The sequence below is a fragment of the Paenibacillus sp. FSL H8-0048 genome (assembly GCF_038002825.1).
GTDB lineage: Bacteria > Bacillota > Bacilli > Paenibacillales > Paenibacillaceae > Paenibacillus_AQ.
In genome coordinates this window covers 4,936,889-4,954,766 of the sequence record NZ_JBBODF010000001.1, presented here as the reverse complement: position 1 = coordinate 4,954,766, position 17,878 = coordinate 4,936,889, and the positions used below count along the sequence as shown (strand labels likewise).

At 53.7% G+C, this 17,878-nt stretch carries 17 protein-coding genes; 2 read left to right on the top strand and 15 right to left on the bottom strand.

What is annotated here, in order from left to right; all coding sequences use genetic code 11:
- Nucleotides 1-71 precede the first annotated feature (71 nt).
- The 3 genes from NSU18_RS21325 to hxlA all read right to left on the bottom strand — a co-directional run bounded on the left by NSU18_RS21325 (nucleotide 72) and on the right by hxlA (nucleotide 1,786).
- Nucleotides 72-446: a winged helix-turn-helix transcriptional regulator gene (locus NSU18_RS21325; RefSeq protein ID WP_341015945.1), complete on the bottom strand. Its 375-nt coding sequence runs from the start codon at nucleotides 444-446 to the stop codon at nucleotides 72-74.
- Nucleotides 447-589: 143 nt separating this feature from the next.
- Nucleotides 590-1,147, bottom strand: a complete 558-nt coding sequence (gene hxlB / locus NSU18_RS21320; protein WP_341015944.1) for a 6-phospho-3-hexuloisomerase — start codon at nucleotides 1,145-1,147, stop codon at nucleotides 590-592.
- A 6-nt stretch (nucleotides 1,148-1,153) separates the two neighbouring features.
- Complete coding sequence (hxlA, locus tag NSU18_RS21315; RefSeq protein ID WP_341015943.1) at nucleotides 1,154-1,786, bottom strand: 3-hexulose-6-phosphate synthase; 633 nt, start codon at nucleotides 1,784-1,786, stop codon at nucleotides 1,154-1,156.
- 247 nt (nucleotides 1,787-2,033) lie between these two features.
- Between hxlA and NSU18_RS21310 the strand changes: the two genes are divergently transcribed.
- Nucleotides 2,034-3,413, top strand: a complete 1,380-nt coding sequence (locus tag NSU18_RS21310) for an MATE family efflux transporter (protein WP_341015942.1) — start codon at nucleotides 2,034-2,036, stop codon at nucleotides 3,411-3,413.
- A 93-nt stretch (nucleotides 3,414-3,506) separates the two neighbouring features.
- Here the strand turns inward: NSU18_RS21310 and NSU18_RS21305 are convergent, their stop codons facing one another.
- The 10 genes from NSU18_RS21305 to NSU18_RS21260 form a co-directional block, all read right to left on the bottom strand.
- Complete coding sequence (locus tag NSU18_RS21305; RefSeq protein WP_341015941.1) at nucleotides 3,507-4,832, bottom strand: extracellular solute-binding protein; 1,326 nt, start codon at nucleotides 4,830-4,832, stop codon at nucleotides 3,507-3,509.
- 122 nt (nucleotides 4,833-4,954) lie between these two features.
- On the bottom strand, nucleotides 4,955-5,755 hold the full coding sequence (locus NSU18_RS21300) for a response regulator transcription factor (protein WP_341150002.1): 801 nt from the start codon (nucleotides 5,753-5,755) through the stop codon (nucleotides 4,955-4,957).
- The gene (locus NSU18_RS21295; protein WP_341018535.1) at nucleotides 5,739-7,514 is read right to left on the bottom strand and encodes a cache domain-containing sensor histidine kinase; all 1,776 of its coding nucleotides are present in this window, start codon (nucleotides 7,512-7,514) and stop codon (nucleotides 5,739-5,741) included. Before NSU18_RS21295 ends, NSU18_RS21300 begins: the two co-directional genes overlap by 17 nt.
- Nucleotides 7,515-7,835: 321 nt before the next feature.
- Complete coding sequence (locus NSU18_RS21290; protein WP_341150001.1) at nucleotides 7,836-8,078, bottom strand: hypothetical protein; 243 nt, start codon at nucleotides 8,076-8,078, stop codon at nucleotides 7,836-7,838.
- 128 nt (nucleotides 8,079-8,206) lie between these two features.
- Nucleotides 8,207-8,437 (bottom strand): cold-shock protein, encoded by a 231-nt coding sequence (locus NSU18_RS21285; protein ID WP_341015937.1) that lies wholly within the window; start codon nucleotides 8,435-8,437, stop codon nucleotides 8,207-8,209.
- A 130-nt stretch (nucleotides 8,438-8,567) separates the two neighbouring features.
- Nucleotides 8,568-8,768, bottom strand: a complete 201-nt coding sequence (locus NSU18_RS21280; protein ID WP_036722718.1) for a cold-shock protein — start codon at nucleotides 8,766-8,768, stop codon at nucleotides 8,568-8,570.
- 279 nt (nucleotides 8,769-9,047) lie between these two features.
- Nucleotides 9,048-9,326: a hypothetical protein gene (locus NSU18_RS21275; RefSeq protein ID WP_340751030.1), complete on the bottom strand. Its 279-nt coding sequence runs from the start codon at nucleotides 9,324-9,326 to the stop codon at nucleotides 9,048-9,050.
- Nucleotides 9,327-9,395: 69 nt separating this feature from the next.
- Nucleotides 9,396-10,502 carry an MBL fold metallo-hydrolase gene (locus NSU18_RS21270; RefSeq protein WP_341150000.1) on the bottom strand — a complete coding sequence of 369 codons (1,107 nt, stop codon included), beginning with the start codon at nucleotides 10,500-10,502 and terminating at the stop codon, nucleotides 9,396-9,398.
- 38 nt (nucleotides 10,503-10,540) lie between these two features.
- Entirely contained in the window at nucleotides 10,541-11,839 is a 1,299-nt protein-coding gene (locus tag NSU18_RS21265) for a DUF3999 family protein (RefSeq protein WP_341149999.1), read from the bottom strand.
- A complete protein-coding gene (locus NSU18_RS21260) occupies nucleotides 11,811-14,381 on the bottom strand; it encodes a DUF2339 domain-containing protein (RefSeq protein WP_341149998.1) in 2,571 nt (856 codons plus the stop codon). Before NSU18_RS21260 ends, NSU18_RS21265 begins: the two co-directional genes overlap by 29 nt.
- Before the next feature lie 183 nt (nucleotides 14,382-14,564).
- On the opposite strand from NSU18_RS21260, the gene NSU18_RS21255 reads away from it, so the two are divergent.
- Nucleotides 14,565-15,773 carry a polysaccharide deacetylase family protein gene (locus NSU18_RS21255; protein ID WP_341149997.1) on the top strand — a complete coding sequence of 403 codons (1,209 nt, stop codon included), beginning with the start codon at nucleotides 14,565-14,567 and terminating at the stop codon, nucleotides 15,771-15,773.
- Here NSU18_RS21255 and NSU18_RS21250 read toward each other — a convergent pair.
- The gene (locus tag NSU18_RS21250) at nucleotides 15,745-17,322 is read right to left on the bottom strand and encodes a diguanylate cyclase (protein ID WP_341149996.1); all 1,578 of its coding nucleotides are present in this window, start codon (nucleotides 17,320-17,322) and stop codon (nucleotides 15,745-15,747) included. The genes NSU18_RS21255 and NSU18_RS21250 overlap by 29 nt on opposite strands.
- Nucleotides 17,323-17,471: 149 nt before the next feature.
- Entirely contained in the window at nucleotides 17,472-17,720 is a 249-nt protein-coding gene (locus NSU18_RS21245) for a type B 50S ribosomal protein L31 (RefSeq protein ID WP_036722727.1), read from the bottom strand.
- Nucleotides 17,721-17,878: the final 158 nt, after the last annotated feature.

The following is a 17,878-nucleotide window of genomic DNA, read 5'->3' as shown; positions in this document are numbered from 1 at the left end:
AAAATCTTCACAAATGTTATTATACAATTTAATTTTGCGCAATACAAATACAGTGACTTCGTTTACGGATGCTATTTATCACAGTGAGGTGAATCTTTCCAGATTACCTTCTCCCCGTAATTCTTGCCCCAGTCATACATCATACGCAGCACCGGCATCAGAGTATGTCCATACTCAGTCAGGGAGTATTCGACCCGCGGAGGAACCTCCGCATAGACCTTCCTGAATACCAGCTGATCCTCCTCCAGCTCGCGAAGCTGGTTGGTCAGCATTTTCTGGGTGATATGGGGGATCAGCTTCTTCAATTCACTGAAGCGTTTGGTCCCTTCCAGACCCAGGTGCCACAGTATAATCAGCTTCCACTTGCCGCCGATCACAGCGAGCGTGAGCTCCTTCTCGCAGTTGATCTCCTTCAGATTGATGCGGTCTTTAATTTCAGTAGCCAATATCCAGCCCCCTTCCGGCTATAATCATAATACAAATCCATCAGCCACTGCACATAGGCAGCAAAGGATGCCCTCCCGTCAAGGAAAGCATCCGTGTGATAGCTTTATTGTATTCCAAGCTCTATTCTATTCCAAATCGTATACTATTCCAAATTGGCATGCTTGCCGAACATCCGGCCGGAGGTCTGCCCCGTCTGCTCCATAATCCGCAGGATGACTGCATCATAGAATACAAGCAGCGTCTGTTCAAATAAGGAGGCCATCGGCTGCAGCGTTGTATAGCCGCCATCCGGCCGTTCCTTGGGAGCGCCAGGCAGCTTGACTGCATGATCTGCGAGACGTCCGAGCGCCGAGTCCGGCTGAATGGTTACCAGGACAACAGCTGCTCCGATTGCCTTGGCTTTCTCAGCCATGGAGACAAGCCCCTTCGTCTCGCCTGAGCCGGAACCCAGTACAAGCACATCGCCGGGGCCTATGCCCGGCGTTACCGTCTCTCCGACCACATAGGCTGTCCGCCCGGCCTGCATCAGCCGCATGGCAAAGGCCCGGCCCATCAGGCCGGAACGTCCGGCACCGGCCACGAAGATCTGGCCCGCACGCAGCAGCAGCTCCACCAGCACCTCGCCCTCTCCGGCATCCAGCCCGGAGAGGGCGCCTTCCAGCTCCTTCACAATTTCACGTGCGTAATGCTGCGTGTCCATGGCTGCTTAAGCCTGGCTTACAAGGCGCTTCATTTCCGCTGCAGCTGCCTTCATGTCGGCTTCGCCGGTAATACCGCCGCCCACGATTACCAGATCAGGCTGCGCAGCAATCACTTCAGGCAGCGTACTCAGCTTGATGCCGCCGGCAATTGCAGTTTTGGCGCGGGTCACCACGCTCTTAATATCTTTCAGATCCGCGAAGGAATTCTTGCCTTCGGCCTGATGGTCATAGCCGGAATGCACGCAGACATAATCCACACCCAGCGCATCCACTTCAGCGGCTCTGGCCTTGAGATCCTTCACGTTAATCAGATCGACCAGGATCTCAGCGCCCGTCTTCTTCGCTTCCTCCACCGCACCGCGGATCGTTGAATCATCGGATACACCCAGTACAGTCACGATGCCCGCGCCCGCTTCTACTGCCTTCATAACCTCGTATCCGCCAGCATCCATGATTTTGAGATCGGCCAGCACCGTAAGCGCCGGAAAAGCCTCCTTGATCGCTTTTACCGCATGCAGCCCCTCATTGATAACGACAGGTGTTCCAATCTCAACGATATCTATAGATTCGGCAACCTCTGCAACAACCGCCTTGGCTCCAGCAATATCCACCAGATCGAGTGCTAACTGTAATTTCATATGTGTAAGTTCTCCTTTTTCGTTAATGATTTTGTGAAGTGTTGTTTCTCAGTTTAGGGATATACTGCCGATAAGGGAAGTAGGCACTTTTTTGTGAGGTAGTCACCTGGAGGATACTATTGGACAAAGCCGGGGCATTTCCAGGCAACATGCCCGAAAATCCTACTGCATTTTCACAACAGCTGTGCTACCATACATTTGATCCGAAGATTCACAGCCGTATGGAATCCTAATAAGAAGGTGTACGATGGAAACAAGTAAGCCCAAAACATTCAACCTAATGAAGCTGACCTGGCCGATCTTCCTGGAGCTGTTCCTGTTCATGCTAATGGGCAGTATGGATACCTTCATGATCAGCTCGGTGTCCGATGATGCAGTCTCCGGTGTTGGAGCGGCCAATCAGATTATTGCCATAGCTATTCTGGCGCTTAGTGTCATCGGGAATGGCGCGGCGATCGTCGTGTCGCAATACCTCGGCTCCAAGCAGCCCAAGGAGGCCGCCAAAGTGATCGGCAATGCGGTTACCCTGAACCTTGCGGTAGGAATCGTACTTAGTACAGTCATGCTGCTATTCGGAGGTCATCTGCTGCAAGCACTGAACGTGAAGGGCGACATTCTCGCCTACGCCCGCTCGTATATCAACATTGTCGGAGGCGCGATCTTCCTGCAGGCCCTCATCAACGCGCTGGCTGCAACTATCCGCACCCACGGCTTCACCAAGCAGACGATGGCAGTATCGCTGCTGATGAACGTTATCCATGTCGGCGGTAACTATCTGCTGATCTTCGGCCATTTCGGTCTGCCTGCGCTTGGCGTAGAGGGTGCTGCCGTATCCACCGTAATCAGCCGCTCCATCGCTCTCCTGATCTTCTTCCTGCTGCTCTACCGGATTATGGAGGTACGTGTGAAATGGAGCTATTACGTTCACCTCTCCAAGAAATATGTGCTGCAGATTCTCAAAATCGGTATTCCATCCGCCTTCGAATCGGTAATGTACCAATGCTGCCAGCTCGTCTTCACCCTGTACATCACCTATTTGGGGGCCGAGGCCATGGCTACCCGCCAGTATGCGGTTAATATCTCGAACTATATCTTCCTGTTCAGCGTAGCGGTGGCAATGGGGACCTCAATTATTGTGGGCCATCTTGTAGGTGCAAGGCGGACGCAGGAGGCTTACTCACGGGTATTCACCAGTGTGAAGTGGGCGCTGCTGGTCACAGTGATCATGGATCTGATCGTCATTCTATTCCGCAAGCCGCTGCTGGGCCTATTCACGGATAATGAGCTGATTATCACCATGGGCGCCCAGGTGATCCTGCTCAGCTTCTTCCTGGAGACCGGGCGGACCTGCAATCTGGTCATTATCAACTCGCTGCGCGCGTCGGGCGATGCCAAGTTCCCGGTCTACATGGGCATGATTTCTATGGTGTGCATGAGTCTGCCGCTGGGCTACTTCCTGGTCTTCACGCTTGATCTGGGTCTGGCCGGGGTATGGCTGGCCACCGCGTTCGACGAATGGGTGCGGGCCGTCATTATGTATTTTCGCTGGAAAAGCAGAGCCTGGGAGAAGCACGGCCTGATCCAGCATGAACCGCAGGAAGCCGTTCCGGCAGCCCCGGCGCACTAATTCTGCGGCCGCTCCCCGCACAAATAAGGGATGTTAATCAGCCACCGGAAATACGGCTGATTAGCATCCCTTTGTCGCAAGCTTGTCCCCTGCTCAGTTCCCTTTGGCTACTGCAATTTTATGCCTGGCTGCGAACTGCTCGGGCGTGACCGCTTTGCCGAACAGCGCCTGAATCATATCCAGATGGACCTGGGCAGCATTCGGCTTCATCTGCACATCCGCGAACAAGGTAATACTGCTGGCATTGTTCAGTTCATTCAACAGATCCACGTATAGCTGCGGCAGCTTCTCATTCGTGGTATCAACCTTGGTCGCCGGTATCACCCCCGCACTCGTCACTGAAGCCTCGCCCCATTTGAAGACGAAGTATTCGACAAAAGCCTTAGCCTCCTCCTTCACTCTGGACGATTCCGCTACGAACAGTCCGACACCCGGACCGCCTACCCAGTCGCCGGAATTCCCCTTCCCGCCTTCCACCGCAGGGAATTTGAAGAAGCCAACCTTGTCCTTGAAGGCCTGCGGAATCTCCGGGTTGGTCGTGAAGTTGGGCAGCTCCCAGGTACCGGTCAGGTACATGGCCGCCTTTTCCTCCATGAATTCCGATTTGCCCTCATCATATGACAAGCCGTTGAAGCCGTTGTTGAAGGCGTTCATATCAACGAGGTTCTGTACTTCCGCCGCAGCCTGCACCAGTCCGGGATCATCGAAATAACCCGTCCCGTTCGTCGCCCGCTTCAGCGTCTCACTTCCGGCCATGCGGTCTGCCAGATACATATACCACAGCGAGCCTGTCCACCGGTCCTTATTGCCCAGAGCCACGGGAGGCACACCATGACCGGAGAGCACTCTCACAACTGCCTTGAACTCCTCATACGTTGAAGGCACCTGAAGATTATATTGGGCGAAGATTTCTTTATTATAAAAGATCGGTGAGATGTTCATCTCCAGAGGCAGCGCATAGGTCTTGTTATCGACAACATACGACTCTGTAGTACTCTTCACGAACTTATCCTTAAGCTGCCCGCCGTTCAGGATGTCATCCAGCGGAGCGAATAATCCGCCTTTTACATAAGGCTCCATGAAGCCGGCGGCCCAGGTAATGCCCACATCAGGAAGGTCATTGGAGGCGGAGAGCACCTTGAGCTTGCTTTTATACTGCTCATTCTCCAGCACATCCTGCCTGATGAAGATACCCGGATGCTCCTTCTCGTATTCTGCGATAATCTGGCTGACCAGCTTATACTGCTGCGCAGAGAGTCCGGCGGGCCAGATGTGCATCATATGAATGGTTATGTTGGGGGAAGAGGCGCCATTAGCTGCCAGCGTACTATTATTGTCTCCCGCAGAGCCGCAACCCGTCAGAACAAGCACCCAGATACAGGCCAGGAGCAGCCCCTTGGTCATGTGATTCCTTCGCATTGCATTGCCTCCCCATCTCACATTGCAAAAGGCCGAACTTACCCATGTAATCGCTATCATTAAAATTCTAGCATCGTACTCCGAGGCAGATAAGGGCACACTTATTGGCTAAAATACCACATTTATTGGATTTCCTGAGCTCCGCCCTTCATCTGCTGACGGTAACGGCTAGGGCTTATGGCCTCCAGGGACTTGAATACCTTAATGAAATATTTATCCGTCCGGTACCCTACACGCTCTCCGATCTCCCCGACCGGCAGCGCAGTCTGGAGTAATAACTCCTTCGCCCGCTGAATCCGCAGACGGGACAGATATTCAGTGAAGGACACCCCGGCCTGCTCCTTGAACAGCACGCTGAAATAGCTGGCATTCAGGTGAATCAGCCCTGCTACCTCAGCCATCGTCAGCTGTTCATGCAGATGCTGCTCCACATAGGCAATTGCCTCCTTAACCGGCTGCCCCATCCCGGCCTGCTCCGGGTCAATCTCCAGCAGCTTGTGATCCACCAGCTTCTCCAGCTTCACATGGCGCTGCTGCTCCTCCTCCCGCTTCAGCGCATCCTCAACCACTGTCAGCAGCTCGGACTTGTCCAGCGGCTTCAGCAGATAATTGACCGCCCCCAGCCGCATTGCCTGCTGCACATAATCGAACTCCGCATAGCCGGAGATGACAATGATCACCGGCTTCCGGGGAGATTCCTGCAGCGAATGGATCAGATCCAGCCCGCTCACCTCCGGCATGCGCACATCTGTAATCAGCAGATGAACCCGCTCATGCCGCAGCCGCTCGCGCGCTTCCACCCCGTTGTCACAGGTCTCCACGATATACCGGCCTGCCGCCCATACCTCCAGCGTCTGCTTAATCCCCTGACGCGTTCTTGGTTCATCATCTACGATTAGAATCGTCTTATTGCCCAGACTCATCGGTATCTCCTCCATTGCTTGGAATCTCAAACCTTATTACGGTCCCCTCCGACCGCCGGCTCTCCACGATCAGGCCTTCCGTCTGCATGCCCGCTTCCGCGTAGTACAGCTTCAGCCGCCGCTGCACATTCACCAGCCCCACTCCGCTGCCCTTGGCAGAGACCGGCGGCCCGCCATCCAGCGCAGCGCGGAGCGCCAGCAGCGTAGCCTCATCCATACCCGGCCCGTTGTCCGACACCTCCACTGAGGTCCACCCCTTGCGGGAGGAGGGGGTGATTACGACTCCAATCACGCCCTTGCCCACGCGGCTCTCCACTCCATGGAGAATCGCGTTCTCGACAATCGGCTGAATCAGCAGCTTGGGCACCGGTACAGCAGCCTCATGCGGATCAAGCCTGATGTCCCAGGACAAGCGTTCCCCCATCCGCATCTCCATAATCCGCAAATACCGCCTGATCTGCTCGACCTCTTCGCTCAGCGTTACCCATTCATCCTTGTTATGGGGGCTGCCGATAATGTAGCGGAACAGCCTGGACATCATGACCACGAGTCCGGCCAGCTCCTCCTCCCCCTTCTCCTCCAGCGACCAGTTGAAGGCCTCCAGCGTATTGAACAGGAAATGGGGATTGATCTGCGCCTGCAAGGCTTTTAGCTCAGTCCGGCTCTGCAGGACCTCCTTCTCATAGACCACCCTGATCAAATCATTAATATTAGCGACCATACCGTTATAAGTATTATTCAGCTCCCGCAGCTCCATGGTAGATACCTTCTGCGAATTGGGGGTCAGCACCCCCATGCGGGATTTGCGCATCGCCCGGATCAGGTGAATGATCGGCCGGGTAATCATTGTCGACAGCAGGAAGGATATAATCAGAAACAGCAGGGTTCCGATTCCGCCGGACACCAGCAGCACCGTCCGCAGCACAGACAGCCCCTTGGTCACATAGCTGACAGGCGTCAGTACCAGCAGCGTCCAGGAGGTCTTATCCGAGCGCAGCTTGACCTGCACATACTCCTTGCCACGGAAGCTGACTGTCTGATCCCCACTCTCCAGCAGCGGCAGCAGATCCTCCTGCGGTGTTCCGCTGCTCCCGAGGAGCTGGCCTTCATCATTCACGAGCAGCACTGACTCCCCGCTGTCGCTGCCGGAGAACGGATCATCAAGCTGGAAGTAGCTGCGCTGGATGCGGGCCATCAGGTAGCCTCCCCGCGAGAACCAGCGGTCCATCAGGCTGACCTGGCGGATCGCCAGCAGGCTCTGTTCATCATGCGGATCAACGCCGATCCAGACCAGCCGCCCCTTCTGGGCGTTAGCCTCACTGATATGCTGCTCGTTAATTCTGCTCTCCAGGCTGCCTTCCTTAATCGGGAACAGAAGCCTGTAATCAGCGGTATATAGCTCCAGCGAGCCCACGCTCGGCATGTACGCCTGATAGCTGGAGACAATCTGCAGCAGCGACTGGCGCTGATTGAAGGACACCTCATTGCCGTCCAGCTCCTCCAGCAGCAGCTGCTGGACGGTAGGATGATTGGCCACCTGCTCCATCAGACCGTCAATCTGACCGGTCAGCGCGTCCAGCCTTCCGTTGGCCTGAACCGCCGTCTGCTGGATATGCCGCTCGGCATTATTTTTGAGCAGAATAGAGACACGGTCATACACAAATATCCCGGACACCAGAATAATAATGAGCATCACCAGCAAAAAACCGATGAATATCTGATTGCGCAGTGTGTTGAGCTCTCTGAACCTCTGAAGCATCAGAATTCCCTCTTTCGTTGGCAGCGTTTCCAACTCTATTCTCCAAACCCCGGAAGTTTTGTCAAGCTAAATCATTGCCCATCCTAACATATGAACGGGCTCACTATGTCGCCGCCACACGCATACATTCGGCCCATAGGTCTGCGTGCCGCCACAATGTATGCTGTTTTTAACATACATTTGGCCCATGCGCCTGCGTGCCACCACCTCGCCATACTTTGTAAGCAGTGAGAAACCTATAAATTATATTTGAACAAAAAAAACCTTAGCACAGTTCTCCCGCTTCGAGGAGCTGCCCTAAGGGCTTACACAAAAGACTACTTAGATGAACATCAACGGAGTAATCCATTCGAAATGCAGGGCAGCCCACAGCAGAGCCAGCAATACCGCGCCGATGCAGTAACTCATGACTTTGCGGCGGGTCGGCTCCAGATATATATCCAGCGGAATCAAGATCAGAATCAGACCAATCGCAATGATGTTCAGCATAGGCTTATGATAAAAAATCCCCGCTGCATTCAAGGCAACCGCAAGGAGCGTCAGAAGCAAAACATATTTTCTCATAGCTCCATCATCCCTGTATTTGCCATTATTGTCAAACAAAAAAAATAGCCCATTGCGGGCAAGAAAAAGACAGCTGTATAAGCTGGCTATCCTCTAATTCTGTATGAACCGGCCAGAGAGCGGCAGCCTTAGCGGATAGTCACACTCTTCTTAACAGCCTTCGCATCCAAATTCTTATTAACGAGCGCAGGCAGCATCTTCATGCTCCGGGTCATAGGCGAATTGCATTGCCAGCAGGTCGGCACATGTTGGAAGGCAAAATTGTCGCGTATCCATCCGGTGCATTCTTCCTTGGTGCAGGACCAGATGGCCGTCTCTTCCTGTGGAAGATCTACTACCGCTTTTTTACGAAAATACATAAGTACCCCTCCTAATAGCTTGGTTAGTGCGTCCTACGGACGGTCATGGCAGAACGGAAGCTACTCCTCTACTACCTGGCCACAAAAAAAACTACCCTCAACTAATGTTAAGGGCAGCTTATTTGTGATATTACAGTTTTACAACGTTTTCAGCCTGTGGTCCACGAGCGCCTTGAGTTACGTTGAACTCAACACGTTGGCCTTCGTCCAAAGACTTGAAGCCTTCGCCAGTGATTGCGGAGAAGTGTACGAATACGTCGCTTCCGCCTTCAACCTCGATAAAACCGAAACCTTTGTCTGCGTTGAACCATTTTACTGTACCTGTTTGCATGATATTACCTCCAAAGTTTATTTAACACATGTCCTTTTATTCCTACGTATTGTACGAACAAATAAAAATTCACACATTGGAAAAGGATTCATACACAAATGATAACCTTTTACAATATGTGAATTAAGGGTTAAATTTATGATTGACTTTATTGTAGCACATCAATCCCCCAAATGCAAAGCATTATTGCCAAATACCCAAAATAAATTTTAAATTTTAGAGAAGCCTTGCCGGACGCACGGGTTCTTGGCATCAGCCATGCGCCTCCGGCTACAGGATTCAGTCGATATATCCGGCCAGTCCCTTGTCCATCAGGTAATCCATTTCCGCATCCAGAATGGTCTCCACCGTAAGCTCGTCCAGCTTCACATCGCGCTGCGCAGTCACGTAGTCGACCAGATCATCATTATCGATATCAATTTCGCCTTTGGCATTGGCCTTGGCCTTATTGATGAACGTCTGCTCATGCTTCAGCACCAGCCGGATGACAGCCGGGTCCACCTTCGTCTGTGCAGACAATACCTCCACCAGTTCCTGCTCGTTCACTTCATTACTCATCTTCGTTTGTCAGCTCCTTGGTCTCTATGAACCCTGATTGTACCACAAGTCCCCTTCGGGCGCGCAGCTTCATCTCCACCAGGGAAGAACCGGATATCCGGCGGCCCCTGCGGTTACAGTCTCCCCGATTCTCGGCGTGGCCAGCCGCACCCCTCTCAGCGCCGCAGCAGCCGAGATCCGTTCTGCCGGATCGGTCCAGTCATGCATTGACAGGGTGAATGCACCCCAATGGATGGGGATCAGCAGACCTCCCTGCACATCGATGTGCGCCTCAACAGTCTGTTCCGGCAGCATATGGATATCCGCCCAGCGCGGATCATATTGGCCGCATTCCATCAGCGTGAGATCAAAGGGGCCATACGTACGTCCGATCTCGGCAAAATGCGGGCCATACCCGCTGTCTCCGCTGAAGAAGACCTTGGTCTTCTCCCCTTGAATAATCCAGGAGCACCACAGCGTGGTGTTGCGGTCCAGCAGACTCCGCCCCGAGAAATGCCGCGCCGGAGCACAGGTGAAGGTTATCCCTTCATAGGTAAGCATATCGCCCCAGTCCTGCTCGCGGATCTTCTCTGCGGCTACCCCCCAGCGGCGCAGATGGGCGCCGACACCGAGCGGTACAATGAATAGTCCTGTCTTATCCTTAAGCTGGCGGATGGTTCCATAGTCCAGATGATCATAATGATCATGGGAGAGCAGAACCACATCCAGCTGCGGCAGAAGGGCAGCCTCCAATGGAAGCTGCTTACTGTAGCGGCGGCCGCCGATGAACGGAAACGGTGACGGTGCATGGCCCAGCATAGGGTCGAGAAACAGAGTCAGGCCGTCCATCTCCAGCAGCACTGCTGAATGCCCGAACCAGGTAACCCGGGTGTCGCGGCCCTGTCCAATAGAGGACGGCAACAACGGCTGCGGCTGAAGAGGCTCAGCCGGTCTGGAATTAGGGTTGCCCTTAATGAAGTCCCTCAGAATGGAGAATCCGCTGCTCCCGGCCTTCTCACCGCTCAGGTCTGCAGTCTGCGGATACGCAAATTTGCCCTTGCTGTATTGGGCGGAACGGAGGTTACGGGTCCTCTCCTGCTTCCCGGCCCTCCGCCCAAACGCCGGATAGACGGTCATGATAAGATACGCAGCGGCAACAACGGCAAGCAGAATGGAGCCAATAATAATCAGGGTCATGCGGTAATCCTTCTTTCTGCGGGTTCGTGCCAAATCTCCTATTTCGTCTGGCCCAGCTTGCGGGCAACGATAAGAACAAGCAGCAGCGAGACTGCAATAATAATGGCATTGAAGCCCCAGCGGCCCTGAAGCCACCAGCTTGTGCCGGGCGGATCTGCTGCCGGTACCGGGATCTCTGCACCCAGCGCGGCCTGTAGAAGCTTCTCTCCGCTGATCCTGTCTTTGAAATTAATAATATCATACTGCGGAGCCGTTGCCAGCGTGTTGCCATAGAGCAGGGAATACGGCATCTTCTCCCCGCCCGCGAATACAAGCCGGTCTACCAGATATTCGATCTTAAGGTCCGTGATGGAGATGGGAGCATCGTCCAGATTGTAGATGACCACGCGCAGGGAATCAGAAGAGGCCGGAACCACCGGCTGAATCTCCGTCCGGGAGATTCGGGTATCCTTGAAGTCCAGGCGGTACAGCTCTCCGCTTCCGGTGACCGGTATCTTAATCCCGGCACTGTCATACAGCTCATAGCGCCGCAGGAAATTCCCGGTGCTGCCGAGCATCACCTTCCCAATCTTCAGCCGGTCCGTGTTGCTTATCATGATCTCGGTACGGTTCTCCACCTGCTTAATCTCTGTCTGCGGCGTCTTCTGCCGCATGAATGCAGCCGTGCTCCACTCCCGGCTGCTGTCTACCAGGGTCAGGCCGGGGAATTCCAGTCCTTCCGGGTTGCTCTTCACTACAAGCCGGTAATAGCCGAACTTGTAGCTGCGCTCCAGCGTAATGCTATCCGCACTTAACCCGTTCGTGGCATACAGATCCCCTGTGCCAAGCTGCTCCCAGGCCTGCCCGTCATAGCCGCCCCACACCTCTACATGCTTCAGGAAGGATTCTGCGGGCAATTCGAAGACCAGGCGGTTTCCCTGAATATCGACATGCTCGGCAAGCGGCTTAATCTGATAATCCAGCAGGGTATCCGTTCCTTTCACTGCCTTGTGAATCAATTCTGAGACATAGACCGCGCTATGCTCCTCCACCGTTTCCGCTCCGCTCTCCATATAATAGGGAACCGGAGCGCCGGTGCTGTCCTGTATACGCAGATCACGTAAGTCCTCTGCCGCCGAGCGGTACACCGCTTCATCCAGATACAATTCATAGTACGGAGCCGCCTCAGGGACGGAGATTTCACGCGAGAACCTCCATTGCCCGCCGTCCGTCTTCTCCGCTCCGCCGGATGCTGCTGCCGCACTGTTCGCCGGGAAGATGCCGGAACCCAGTACCAGTCCGCCCAATACAGCGAGCAGCACAGCCGCCCTAGCTCTCCGGCCTATCTTGCTCAGCAAGCGCATAAGCTTCCTCCATTCTTACTGTTATCCGCTGATAGAGGTAGGATATCCCCAGCAGGCAGAGTCCGAAGCTGAAGTACGCGATGATCTTGCTGCCGGTGTTCAGCAGAGTCAGGTCATAGAGCAGCAGCTTGCCGGTTGCCAGCAGGGACAGCGCCAGGCCGAAGCGGCGGATATACAGATATCTTTTCCAGAAGCCGTACATAATGAACAGCACAGCCAGCAGCAGATAGAGCAGACTGAAGGCCAGCCCGCCGTCACGCACCTGCATCTGCACTCCCAGGAACGCCGTAACCATCACCAGCAGATAGATACCCATAGCTACCGGATACAGCTCTATATTCTTATAATCGTGCAGCAGCGTTGTCCGCAGCAGCCTTGCACTGCTGAACCATACGAACACATTGAACAGAATAAGCACACCCAGCGCCACTACATCGGCAGCAGTGCTGCCGGACCACCCTTCCGGAAGACTAGGCAGACCCAGCGTGATACCGATACAGACCGCATAGGCGATCCCATGCAGCACCAGGACCATGATTCTGACCACCTTGTCATACAGAACATTCACCTTCGGCAGCGCATAAGCGAGTCCAGAGGTAAGCAGACCTGCCAGAAGCAGCTTGTAAAAGGCTTTATGCGCCATATCCTCCGGCACCATCCAGTCGTACAGCCGTAATGCCTCATACACGACATACCCGTAAAAGTTGACGATTGCCGCATATTTAAACCAGACGGTAGCCTGCACCTCCGCAGGCGTGCTGCGAAGCAGCGTCTCCTGGTTCGAATAACGGATGGCATACAATAAGGCTACAATCACCATTCCCGCCGTAATGAATGTATATTTCAGATCGAAATAGGAGTTCGTGTAGTAGATGACCGCATTATAATTCGAGAGCTGCAGCAGAACGTCGAATCCGAAGAAGGTCAGCAGACAGAGGGAAAGGATGCCCCAGCCTGCGCGTTCTACCATTTTGAAGCGGTACAGATGTCCGTAGACCGTAAGCGCCACGCCTTCCACCAGCCAGCCGATCGACCACCAGGCCGCTCCCAGCTGGAACGGAATCATCAGGATGGCGAAGGTCAGTGAGGTAACATAGAAGAGCAGACGGCTCTCGCGTTCCTGCGGCATCTGCTTCTCCAGCAGTACGCCAAGCCCCAGATACATGAGGCAGAAGGCCAGCGCCAGCGCGCCTTTGAATTCATCCAGCCCGGCATTCAGGAACAGAAGATACAGCGTTATGCAGCTAACGAGCGTGTTGCAGCCCAGCAGGCCGAAGTCCAGCCAGTTAAGCTTCGCCTTGAACTTGAACGGATACCAGAGTGTAATCCCCAAGTACATAGCGAAGGTCAGCACAGCGCAGAGAATGCCCGCAGCATAGCTATCCGCCAGATAAATCAGCAGCAGGATAGACGGCGTGTTGAACAGGAAGCTGATGTAATTGACAACCACCCAGCGCTTACGCAGAGAGATTAGCAGAATCAGCAGGTTCAGCACGAACAGATACCCCATCGCTGCATACACCGCACTGCCCTCCAGCCCGAAGGCTCCAATATAAGAGAAGAGCGGCAGATAACCCCCTACAAGCCCCATAGAACAGATCGTCCGTGACTCATAGCGCAGCGACAGCAGCACAGCGGACAGCGTGACCAGCACCGACAGGCCGATCCCGGCCCATAACCCGATAATCTCCAGCAGAAAATAACTGTAAAATATCGAGCCATACAGCACCGACACCCCGCCGCCAATCAGCCCCAAAGCGAAGGCTCCCCGCCCTTTGCGGAACAGCCACTCCCCGCCCCCCAGCAGGACTGCCCCCAGCAGGAAGAAGGCGCTTCCCTTCATATAATCATTGAACCAGGTGGAGTAGGTGTATCTGAACCCGGCCCCCACTGCAAGGATCAGCAGCAGAATCCCCAGGCGGTTGATCCAGTTCAGGCCGATCTTCATTTCGATCCGGTTCTGCTTGCGGCGGCGCAGCAGAGTCTCCTCGTCAATCCCTTCAGCAGCCAAATCATCCAGCCCGCTGTCCATCGTCCCCCTGAGCGAACGCTCTGCTTCCCGCTGCCATTGTCTGCGCAGCAGGATACTCTCATTCAGCTTCGCCTGCACCTCATCCAATATATAAGTAATCTGGGTCTTCTCCTGGCCCAGCTCGCGGGCCCCGATATTGTACATCTCCTCTATACGCCGCTTGGCGTCCTGCTCGAAGGAGGTCAGCCGGTCGAGATACGCATGATCCCGTGAGGCAAAATAAGTCTGCAGCTTCTGCCGCGATACCCGGAGAATACCCAGCTTCTCATCCAGAATCTGCTCCGCCAGCGCAGTCCGCAGCTCCGAGTTGTCGCGCTCAAGCCTCGCAGCCTGAGCCTTCAGCTCCGCCAGGCTCTGCCTGTTTGCCCCATTTTCCCGCTTTAACACTTCGTTCTCGCGGACGAGATCACTGCTCTCATATTCTTCAATCAAAGACTGGTATTCCTTCAAAAGCCCGTCCTGCTGCTGCTGCACAGCCCTCATCCGATCTCTGAAATCCTCCATAGCCGCCCCCCAGTATCTGCTAATCGGCAAATTGTTAATATATTGATATTACTATATTTCTAATTACCACCACAGACCTTACAGAAATCACACCGCTTAGTTAAGATCCTGTCACATTTTTGTCTTGGCAGACGTTATAGGTTTATTATTGTTGTATATTCGGGAGATGGGGAGAATCGGACATTGAAACTGAACCTGCACAAACCGCAAACACGTTATATCCTCATCCTGCTGCTGGTGGTGGTCTTCCTGCCTGTGCCTTTTAGACATAAAGGATTGACCAAGCTTAGCATTACCGGCCTTGATGGAGCCATAATCAAGACAGAGGCCTATGCACTGACCGCGGACCATAAGCTGATGGTGGATAAAGAACTTGCTGAACGGATTCTTAATGCGCGTATCGGCTGGGAGAAGGAGGCTCCGCTCCCCAAGGGTGTCTACTACAAGGATCATGTGGCGGTACTCATGTATCACCATCTGACAGAGACGCCGTTAATGCTCTATCCCGGGGTATTACCCGCCGCACAGTTTGATGAGCAAATGCAGCTCTTGAAGCAGGAGGGCTTCCATGTCATTACGATGAAGCAGTACCGGGAATTCATGCTGGACCGTGCGCCGGTTCCCGATAATGCGGTTCTATTGACGTTCGATGACGGCTATGAGAGCTTTTATAAGCTGGCGTTTCCCATTCTGCAAAAGTACGGCTACACCGCAGTGAACTTCGTCATTGTCTCCGATGTGGATCACCCTAATAAGCATCAGGTGCCCAAGCTGACCTGGGAGCAGATGCGGGAGATGAAGCGCGCCGGAATGGACTTTTATAATCATACGTATAATTTACATTATTATGCAGTTGTTGATGCAGAGGGCGGCACCCGCCCGGCGGCGAGCTCCTTACTGTACATTCATGACGAGAACCGGAATGAACTGAATGAAGAATATTACAGAAGAGTAACCGGGGACCTCGCCCATGCAGAGCGCAGGCTGAAAGAAGAATTGGGCAACACAGATTCGGCTATCGCTTTCCCTTACGGCTCCTATAACGAAAAGCTGCTGGAAATCTGCGATTCACTCGGCATCCATCTGAAATTCAATATCGGACTGGGCCTCGGCTCCAGAACCACGCTGAACGCTCCACGGATCAATGAAGGGAACCGGACACTCACCCCGGAGCTGTCCATCCAGCAGCTGAAGCAATTCGAGCCGCCGATGATTCTGACTGTGAACGGGAGGAAGGTTCTCCTTGCCGGAACTCCGCCGGAGCTGCGGAACGGGAAAGTTATGATCCCGCTGGATGCGCTGTGCTCCGAGCTGGGCGTAACGATGCATTATGACCGCAGCAGCGCAGTCCTCAAGCTGACGTCTACCCCTCAGCCGCCTGACGCACCATAGGTTCGCGACCCAAGGTTACCCGGTTCTTCCCCATGGCCTTGGACAGGTACAGCGCTTCGTCTGCCTCACGGTACAAGTCCTCGAAGGTTACATCTGCCTGATCCGTAAAAGCAATGCCGATGCTCACCGTAAGCTGGATGTGATGCCCCCCGTCCAGCTCAACGATGTGCCCGCCCATAGCAGTGCGGAAGCTCTCTGCCTCCTTCAAGGCCTCCGCCTCATTCCCGGCGGAGAAGCAGACGGCGAACTCTTCGCCGCCTACGCGCCCGGCAATCCCTTTGTTATGATATACCTGCATAATCTTGCCCGACAAATCCACCAGTGCCTGGTCGCCGGCCATGTGTCCATATGTATCATTAATTAATTTGAAATCATCGATGTCGAACAGCAGCAAAGCCATGCCAGCCCCGATCTGCGCCGAATAATTCTGCACCAGCCTCATGAAATGCCTGCGGTTGTACAGCCCGGTCAGATCGTCCACCGTAGCCTGATGCAGCAGCTCCCGCTCGTACCTCTTCTTCTCGCTAAGATCACTGAAGACCAGCAGCATCCCCGCGCCCTTCCCCCGGAGCTGCTGCTCCGTAGCAATGAGCGCCACTCCATAACAGGACCCGCTCCGGCCGGGAGGCTCGATTTCAAACTGCCCCTCCCGCCGCTCCGCATAGCAGGCCGACAACTGCCCGTGCTGCCTGAGCAGTGGCTGAATACTGGTGCCCAGCCAGGTCTCCGGCTTCTCCTCCAGCAGCTCGGATAGCATAGCGTCCGCCGCCTCATTCACATCCATGATGTAATCGTAGCGGTCCGTCAGGACGATGCCGTCCTTCATATTCTCGAAAATTTTATTCTTAGCCAGCGGATATAAGGACAATCTGGGATCGCGGAACAAGGTGAGGTAAGCAGCCACGATGGGCGGCAGGTAGGTGAAGGCTGTGAAGCCTGTAATCGTAATCTGCAGCAGCGGCAGCAGGAACACCGAGAGGACCGGCACCAGCAGACTGAATAACAGCAGCGCATTATGGCGGAAATAATACTTAGGCCCATTCAGGAGAGAGATGGCCAGCAGATATACAGCATACAGTCCGAATAACTGATCGTACGCGATGAGGATCATGCTGAGTACCGTGGGCTCCACTACAATTCCGGTAACCCCCGCCACCGTAGCCAGTCCAACCCCGCTGCGCATCAGATGATGGTAGGAGTCAGTGAAGATCAGCAGCACATCAACCGCCACCGGGATACAAAAATAAATAAGCCTCTTGGACAAACCCTCAGAGGAACGGGACACATACTCTTTAATCACCGCATAGGTAAAGATCGCACTCAAAAAAAGCGGGCCCTGCTGCACATTCTTCCACCATAGCTTCGCTTCGAAGGAACCGGATAGAATCTCTCCGGCTGTAGCTGCGAAGATCATGCTGACCAGCAGCATCAATATCCATAAATAGCATCTTCCTGGTGTATGGCGGTGCCTGTAAGAACCGATGCCCATGTAGAGACTTAGAACGCTGCCCATTACCAAGTAAAACGGATAACCCTGCATCCACGGCATGTCATATTTCTCCTATTTTTGAGATTGCTTTGCCTTATTATATCCTACTCTTTCGCACAAATGAATCATTCCGGCAAAAGTAAGCAAAACAAAGAGGATACTCCTTCACCATCTGCATGGATGCGGGAATATCCTCTATAGTAATACCATTATTTCTTCTGAGCGAGACGTTGTTTGAACTTGTCAACGCGGCCGCCAGTTTCGGTATCTCTTTGTTTACCTGTGTAGAACGGGTGGGATGCAGAGCTGGAGTCTACACGGATCACCGGGTAAGAGTTGCCGTCTTCCCATTCCATAGTTTCACCGGATGACTTAGTGGATGAGCTAAGGAATTTGTAGCCTACGCTAGCATCGAAGAAAATAACCTGGTTGAACTTAGGGTGTATGCCTTGTTTCATTGTAGTAACCTCCTTTCCGTACTAATACAACTTATGAAGAAGTATTGAAGCCATCTCTTGGTCTATTTGAACAATCCGGTTAGACAAAGGGAGATGCGTAAATCTTCCGATTTTTACACGCCATACTATCATACGTGAAATCAGCCACTGAGTCAAGA

What these genes read in the sequence shown, in the direction of transcription:
- hxlB (WP_341015944.1), bottom strand. Translation starts at nt 1,147, where the DNA reads ATGGACACGCAGCATTACGCACGTGAAATTGTGAAGGAGCTGGAAGGC.
- hxlA (WP_341015943.1), bottom strand. Translation starts at nt 1,786, where the DNA reads ATGAAATTACAGTTAGCACTCGATCTGGTGGATATTGCTGGAGCCAAG.
- NSU18_RS21310 (WP_341015942.1), top strand. Translation starts at nt 2,034, where the DNA reads ATGGAAACAAGTAAGCCCAAAACATTCAACCTAATGAAGCTGACCTGG.
- NSU18_RS21305 (WP_341015941.1), bottom strand. Translation starts at nt 4,832, where the DNA reads ATGCGAAGGAATCACATGACCAAGGGGCTGCTCCTGGCCTGTATCTGG.
- NSU18_RS21300 (WP_341150002.1), bottom strand. Translation starts at nt 5,755, where the DNA reads ATGAGTCTGGGCAATAAGACGATTCTAATCGTAGATGATGAACCAAGA.
- NSU18_RS21295 (WP_341018535.1), bottom strand. Translation starts at nt 7,514, where the DNA reads ATGCTTCAGAGGTTCAGAGAGCTCAACACACTGCGCAATCAGATATTC.
- NSU18_RS21290 (WP_341150001.1), bottom strand. Translation starts at nt 8,078, where the DNA reads ATGAGAAAATATGTTTTGCTTCTGACGCTCCTTGCGGTTGCCTTGAAT.
- NSU18_RS21285 (WP_341015937.1), bottom strand. Translation starts at nt 8,437, where the DNA reads ATGTATTTTCGTAAAAAAGCGGTAGTAGATCTTCCACAGGAAGAGACG.
- NSU18_RS21280 (WP_036722718.1), bottom strand. Translation starts at nt 8,768, where the DNA reads ATGCAAACAGGTACAGTAAAATGGTTCAACGCAGACAAAGGTTTCGGT.
- NSU18_RS21275 (WP_340751030.1), bottom strand. Translation starts at nt 9,326, where the DNA reads ATGAGTAATGAAGTGAACGAGCAGGAACTGGTGGAGGTATTGTCTGCA.
- NSU18_RS21270 (WP_341150000.1), bottom strand. Translation starts at nt 10,502, where the DNA reads ATGACCCTGATTATTATTGGCTCCATTCTGCTTGCCGTTGTTGCCGCT.
- NSU18_RS21260 (WP_341149998.1), bottom strand. Translation starts at nt 14,381, where the DNA reads ATGGAGGATTTCAGAGATCGGATGAGGGCTGTGCAGCAGCAGCAGGAC.
- NSU18_RS21250 (WP_341149996.1), bottom strand. Translation starts at nt 17,322, where the DNA reads ATGCCGTGGATGCAGGGTTATCCGTTTTACTTGGTAATGGGCAGCGTT.
- NSU18_RS21245 (WP_036722727.1), bottom strand. Translation starts at nt 17,720, where the DNA reads ATGAAACAAGGCATACACCCTAAGTTCAACCAGGTTATTTTCTTCGAT.